Raw genomic sequence first — 6,194 nt, 5'->3', positions numbered from 1 at the left:
CCCCGACCCCACCGCCCCCGGCTCCGCCGGACGCTCCGCTCCCGCCGTCTCAGGCCGTGAGTCCGCCGAACAGCAGCGACACCGTCATCGCGATGATGACCGAGTCGAAGGCGGACGCGATGACGACGTTCGCGCGCACCAGGCGCCAGCCCTCTCTCGAGCGGATCTCGGCCGAGACCGTGGCCGCCGTCGTGGACAGCAGGAGCGCGAGGGTCGCGTCGTCACTGAAGCGCGGCGCCTCCTCGAAGGCGGAGCGCACCTGCGACCGCCGGGGCGACCGCGACTCGAGGCGCAGGCAGGCCTGTGCGACCGAGAAGACCATCAGCACCCACGAGCTCGCGACGGCGAGCAGGGCGGCGGCGATGGAGAGGGGCTCGCTGCGGGACTCCGTCCTCTGCGCGATCGCCACCGTGACCACGATCGCCGGCACCGCCGCCGGCACCGCCGCCGGTAGTGTCGTGCCGGTCGCCCCGGTCGCCCCCAGCATCCGCGAGAGGAGGCGCCGCTCGCCGCGCGCCTCCTCCTCGGCGGTGCTCCGCAGCGCCTGCTCGTCGAGGCGCGAGAAGGAGGCGGCGCTCCGGAGCGCCTGCTCGTCGAGGCGCGAGTACGAGGCGGCGCTCCGGCCCACGGAGAGGGCGGTGGAGAGCGGCCGGCCGAGCAGAGAGACCGGAACGAGGGTCGCCGTCGTATCGACGGCCCCGTCGCCCGGAGCGGGTGTCCCCGTCGCCAGGACGAGCAGCACCACCGCGATCGTGACCAGCAGGCTCACGCGCACCCGGAACAGATCGGAGCGGGGTCGTCTGCGCGCGGTCATCGCCGCCCTCCCCGTCAGGGGCCCGGAGCGCGCCCCGAACAAGATCCACGCCGTTCCGTCCTGCCGCGTCCCGTGCGTTACCAGGCCATTCGTTGCAACCAACAACAAATCCCCTGAGCACCCGGCAGAATGGACCCATGACCTCACGGAGCAACTGGGCGGGCACCTACGAGTACCGCGCCGCCGCCATCATCGAGCCGGAGTCCGTCGAGGAGGTGCAGCGCCTCGTCCGCGAGAACGAGCGCGTCCGCGCCCTCGGCAGCCGCCACTCCTTCAACTCCCTGCCCGACACCCCCGGCGCACTGCTGCACCTGGGGCGCCTCGCCTCCGACCCCGTGATCGACGCCGAGGCGAGCACCGTCACCGTCGGCGGCGCCACCCGCTACGGCGTCGTCGCCACGCACCTGCACAGCAACGGCTACGCCCTGCACAACATGGGCTCGCTCCCGCACATCTCGGTCGCCGGCGCCATCGCGACCGGCACTCACGGCTCGGGCGACCGCAACGCGAACCTCTCCTCCGCCGTCTCGGCCCTCGAGCTCGTCACCGCCGACGGCTCGCTGCGCACGATCCGCCGCGGGGAGCCGGGCTTCGAGGGCGTCGTCGTCGGCCTCGGCGCCTTCGGCATCGTCACCCGCGTGACCCTCGACATCCAGCCGACCTTCGACGTCCGCCAGGACGCGTTCGTCGACCTGCCCTGGGAGCGCGTGCTCGACGACTTCGACGCGATCACCTCCTCCGCCTACAGCGTCAGCCTCATGACCCACTGGTCCTCGCCGACCGTGGAGCAGCTGTGGCTGAAGACCAAGGTGGCGGCGGGATCCGTCGCCGACGTCGACGCGACGCACCTGGGCGCGGTCGCCGCCTCCGCGAGCCTCTTCGCCGTCTCGGAGGGTGTCGACTCCAACCTGAACCCGTTCGGCGGCTCCGTCGGACCGTGGTCCGAGCGCCTGCCGCACTTCCGCCTCGACCGCGAGCCGAGCGCGGGCGACGAGATCCAGAGCGAGTACATGGTGCCGCGCGCGAACGTCCGCGAGGCGATCGTGGCGCTGCGCGCGATCGGCGAGCGGATCGACGACGTCCTGCTCATCACGGAGCTGCGGACCATGGCGGGCGACGACCAGTGGCTCTCCCCCGCCGGAGGCCGCGACAGCGTCGGCGTGCACTTCACCTTCAAGAAGGACCGCGCCGGCGTCGACGCCGTGCTCCCCGCCGTCGAGGGCGCGCTGCTGCCGCTCGGCGCCCGGCCGCACTGGGGCAAGCACTTCCTCGCCGGAGCCGACGAGATCGCGCCGCTCTACCCGCACCTCGAGGAGTGGCGCACCCTCCGCTCCGAGTGGGACCCCTCGGGCCGCTTCGCGAGCGACTTCCTCCGCGACCGCCTGCTCGGCTGAGCGGCACCCGCCCCGCGGGACCAGGCAGGTTCCGCGGGACGGGGCTCACAGGACACGGCTCACAGGACACGGCTCGCGGCTCGCGGCTCGCGGCTCGCGGCTCGCGGCTCGCGGCTCACAGGCCGCGGCTCGCAGGACGCGGCCTACAGGACGCGGGTCACAGGACGCGGCTCACAGGACGCCACTCAGAACAGGCGGGCCGCGTCGGCGGGCTCGACGAGGTCGCGCACCAGCGCCGGGATCCGCTTCCGGAACGGGAAGAACCCCCGCGACGCCGACGGCCACGCCGCACCGTCCCAGCGGCGGCGCACGGTGACGAGCGCGACCCCCTCGTCGGCGAGAGCCGAGCGGAGCGCCTCCACCCGCTCTCCGACGGGCCCGACCGGCGCGTACGGAACGACCACGGTGTCGATCCGCTCGGACACCGCCCAGTCGACGACCGTCGCGGCACGCGCGTCCGCCAGCACCCTCGCCGGCCGACCGCTGGGGTCGGAGGTGCGCTCGGCGGCGTCGGCGAGCGCCGCGGCGGTGAAGGCGGCGACCGCGTCGGAGACTCCGGACGGCGAGCGCCCGCCCGCGTCCCCGGCGACGGCGCACGCCACGAGGCGCTCGGCCAGACCCGGCTGCTCGGCGAGCAGGCTCTCCGCCTCGAGGTCCTCCTCGTGCAGCAGGAAGCCGGGGCGGGCGCCGACGGTCCCCACGACGTCCTCCTGCTCGAGCGGTGCCCGCGGCGGGAAGGGCTCCTCGGTGAGCGCGGGGGCCGTGGTGGCGAGGCCGCTCGGCGAGAAGCGCCCCTCCGTGTAGCGGGCGATGTTGGACGCGGAGGCGAGGTAGGTCTTGCCCGGAGTCTGCAGGCCGGCGACCCATCGCCACGACAGGGTGTTGGACGCGGCGTCGCCGTCGAGCAGGTGCCGGTAGAAGAAGTCGGCGCCGAGCTGCCAGGGCAGTCCGAGGGTGAAGATCCAGATGCTCGCGAACCACATGCGGGTGTGGTTGTGGAGGTACCCGGTCTCGACGAGCTCGCTCACCCACGCGTCCATCGCGTCGATGCCGCTGCGTCCGCCGATCGCGTCGAGGTAGCCGGGCGGAGGATCGCCCGCGGAGGAGTCCGCCACCTCGCGGCGGTAGCGGCGCCAGACATCCGGGTTCTGCTCGAGCCAGCCCTTCCAGTAGGTGCGCCAGAACACCTCCTGCACGAACTTCTCCGCGGCGGTCAGGCGGTGCCGCGCGAGGACCGCGGCGACGACCTCCCGCTCGGTGACGAGGCGGTGGCGGAGGTAGGGCGAGAGTCCGGAGACGTTGTCCCGGGACGGTCCGAGGTCGTGGTTGCGGTCGCGGGCGTAGGCGGAGCCCGCGCGGGCGACGAAGTCGTCGAGCGCCTCGAGGCCGGCGGCTCTGGTCGGGATGAACATCGCCCCATCATCGGCGTCGGCCCGGTGAGAACACCGGCGGCGGCCTCCCGAGTGCGCTCCGGGGACGGAGGCGCCCGCCGCGCGCTCGTCAACGGGGTGACCGGCGCCTCCGACCCGACGTAGCGTCGGAGGACGAGAGGGAGGCCGCCATGCCCCGCGAGGAACAGATCCCGTCCACCATCGAGCGCTCCGACGAGCACGCGCAGAAGCTCTGGTCGGCCGCGCACGACTCGGCCGTCGACAGCTACGGCGACGGTGAGCGTGCCCACCGCACGGCCTTCGCCGCGCTGAAGCACGAGTACGAGAAGGTCGGCGACCACTGGGAGCGCAAGGCCGAGAGCGGCCCCTCCGACTCCCGCGCCGAGGGACACGGCCGCTCCCCCGGGGGCGAGACGGCGGGCGGAGTGGACGCGAACGCGACCAAGGCGCACCTGATGGACCTCGCCAAGCGCCTGGACGTCTCCGGCCGCTCGCGCATGACGAAGGCCGAGCTCGTCGAGGCCCTGCAGAAGGAGAGCACCCGCCGGACGCGCGATGCGCGGTGAGGGCGCCGGCGGGGCCGGGGACAGCCGCCCCGCCGAGCCCCGGCCCGCTCAGTCCAGCGCGTCCCTGATGGCCGCCATGCCCAGCTCCAGCTCGGCGAAGGTGGTCGACAGCGGCGAGAGGCCGATCCGGATGCCGTCGGGTCGGCGGAAGTCCGGCACGACCCCCTCCGCCTGCAGCCGCGGGACCAGGCCGGCGAACGACTCGTGCGCGATCGTCACGTGCGAGCCGCGCCGGGCGGGGTCGAGCGGAGTCGCCACCCGCACCCCGCGCGGCACCAGCCATGCGTCGGCCAGCTCCAGCGCGTACGCCGTCATCGCCTCCGACTTCGCGCGGACCGCGGGCATGCCCACCGAGGCGATCAGCGCGATCATGTCCTGCATCGCGAGCATCCCCGTGATCGGCGGAGTCCCGCTGAGGAAGCGCCGCATCCCCTCGGCCGGACGGTAGCCGGGTCCCATCTCGAACATGTCGGCGACGCCCATCCAGCCCTGCACCGGCTGCGCGAGCGAGCCCTGGTGCCGCGACGCGACGTACGCCCACGCGGGCGCCCCCGGGCCTCCGTTGAGGTACTTGTAGGAGCAGCCGACCGCGAGGTCCGCGCCCCACGCGTCGAGCTCGAGCGGCACCGAGCCGACGGAGTGGGAGGCGTCCCAGAGCACGAGCGCGCCGGCCTCGTGCGCCTGAGCGGTGATCGCCGCGGCGTCGGCGAGGAACCCCGAGCGGTACGCGACGTGGCTGAGCAGCACCAGCGCCGTCCGCTCGCCGAGCACCGGGGCGAGGTCGTCGGGGCCGACGCCGCTCCCGGGGTCGGAGTCGATCCAGTGGAGCGTGCTGCCGGTCTCGGCCGCGATGCCCTCCAGCACGTACCGGTCGGTGGGGAAGTTGTCGGTGTCCACGACGATCTCGTCGCGCCCCTGCTCCGCCTGGCGTGCGATCGCCGCGCGGGCGAGCTTGTAGAGCAGGACGGTCGTGGAGTCGGCGACGACCGTCTGCCCGGCCGCGGCTCCCAGCACCGCGGAGCCGAGGGCGTCGCCGACCTCGAGCGGCATCTCGAGCCAGCCCTCCTCCCAGCCGCGGATGAGGCGGCCGCCCCACTCCTCCTCCGCGAACCGCGCGAGCCGGGCGACGCTCGCGCGCAACGGCCGGCCGAGCGAGTTGCCGTCGAGGTAGGAGCGGACCTCGGGGGTGCGGACGAACAGCTCGGGGCAGTGCGCGAGCGGGTCCTGGGCGTCGAGCGGATGCATGCCCTCACCCTAGGTCGCGGGCGCCGGGCGCGACGCGTGCCGCCGGGGCCCCGGATGCGTGCCGCCGGGGTCCCTGACGGGTGCTGCCGGGGCCCCTGACGGGTGCTGCCGGGGTCCCTGACCCTGCTCGGACGCCGCCCACTGTCCAGAACTCGTCGCACTCGGCGTCGACTGCGACAACTCTTGAGCACTCGCGAGCCCTCACCCCGGAGCCTCTCCACTGTCCAGAACTTGTCGCACTCGGCGTCGACTGCGACAACTCTTGAGCACTCGCAAGCCCTCACCCCGGAGCCTCCCCCACTGTCCAGAACTCGTCGCACTCGGCGTCGACTGCGACAACTCCTGAGCACTCGCGAGCCCTCACCCCGGAGCCTCCCCCACTGTCCAGAAGTCGTCGCACTCGGCGTCGACTGCGACAACTCTTGGGCACTCGCGGACCCGCGCACTCGAGCCGGTCGCCAGTCCTCCGAAGTCGCCGTACTCGCGCTCCAGTACGGCCGCTTCCGCGTGGTCGCGGAGCCGCCGGGCCCGTCCCGTTCACCGTCGTCGCCGAGTGCGCAGAAGTCGTCGCACTCGAGCTCGAGTGCGACAACTCCTGGACAGTCGCGGAAGCCGGAGGAGAACGGAGCGGGAGCCGGAGGAGGACGGAGCGCGAGCCGGCGAGCGCCCCCGCACCCGCGAGCACGGTCGCGCACCTGGGAAGTCAACGGGCGGACGCCGCACCCCGCCCCGCCTAGCCTCCGAGGACGGCCCCCGCCGCCTCCCCCGACCCCTGGAGCCCCTC

Annotated in this window: 5 protein-coding genes; 2 read left to right on the top strand and 3 right to left on the bottom strand. The window is 73.8% G+C overall.

Annotation, left to right across the window (positions count from 1 at the left end; translation table 11 throughout):
* Positions 1–49 precede the first annotated feature (49 nt).
* Positions 50–814, bottom strand: a complete 765-nt coding sequence (locus C5C10_RS17090) for a DUF1345 domain-containing protein (protein ID WP_104329863.1) — start codon at positions 812–814, stop codon at positions 50–52.
* Between the two features lie 137 nt (positions 815–951).
* Here C5C10_RS17090 and C5C10_RS17085 point away from each other — a divergent pair, with 137 nt between their 5' ends.
* The gene (locus tag C5C10_RS17085; RefSeq protein WP_104329862.1) at positions 952–2,208 is read left to right on the top strand and encodes a D-arabinono-1,4-lactone oxidase; all 1,257 of its coding nucleotides are present in this window, start codon (positions 952–954) and stop codon (positions 2,206–2,208) included.
* 185 nt (positions 2,209–2,393) lie between these two features.
* Here the strand turns inward: C5C10_RS17085 and C5C10_RS17075 are convergent, their stop codons facing one another.
* Positions 2,394–3,620 (bottom strand): FAD-binding domain-containing protein, encoded by a 1,227-nt coding sequence (locus tag C5C10_RS17075; RefSeq protein ID WP_104329861.1) that lies wholly within the window; start codon positions 3,618–3,620, stop codon positions 2,394–2,396.
* 149 nt (positions 3,621–3,769) lie between these two features.
* On the opposite strand from C5C10_RS17075, the gene C5C10_RS17070 reads away from it, so the two are divergent.
* Entirely contained in the window at positions 3,770–4,165 is a 396-nt protein-coding gene (locus C5C10_RS17070; protein ID WP_104225169.1) for a ChaB family protein, read from the top strand.
* A gap of 48 nt (positions 4,166–4,213) precedes the next feature.
* Here C5C10_RS17070 and C5C10_RS17065 read toward each other — a convergent pair whose 3' ends face one another.
* A complete protein-coding gene (locus C5C10_RS17065) occupies positions 4,214–5,410 on the bottom strand; it encodes a kynureninase (protein ID WP_104329860.1) in 1,197 nt (398 codons plus the stop codon).
* Between the last annotated feature and the right edge of the window lie 784 nt (positions 5,411–6,194).

Source organism: Rathayibacter sp. AY1A3 (assembly GCF_002930975.1).
Classification (GTDB): Bacteria; Actinomycetota; Actinomycetes; order Actinomycetales; family Microbacteriaceae; genus Rathayibacter.
The sequence above is the reverse complement of the archived record's forward strand: the minus strand, read 5'-3'. Positions and strand labels throughout refer to the sequence as shown.

Bases quoted from the DNA above. Each gene is read 5' to 3' on its own strand.
- C5C10_RS17090 (WP_104329863.1), bottom strand. From the start codon at position 814: ATGACCGCGCGCAGACGACCCCGCTCCGATCTGTTCCGGGTGCGCGTG.
- C5C10_RS17085 (WP_104329862.1), top strand. From the start codon at position 952: ATGACCTCACGGAGCAACTGGGCGGGCACCTACGAGTACCGCGCCGCC.
- C5C10_RS17075 (WP_104329861.1), bottom strand. From the start codon at position 3,620: ATGTTCATCCCGACCAGAGCCGCCGGCCTCGAGGCGCTCGACGACTTC.
- C5C10_RS17070 (WP_104225169.1), top strand. From the start codon at position 3,770: ATGCCCCGCGAGGAACAGATCCCGTCCACCATCGAGCGCTCCGACGAG.
- C5C10_RS17065 (WP_104329860.1), bottom strand. From the start codon at position 5,410: ATGCATCCGCTCGACGCCCAGGACCCGCTCGCGCACTGCCCCGAGCTG.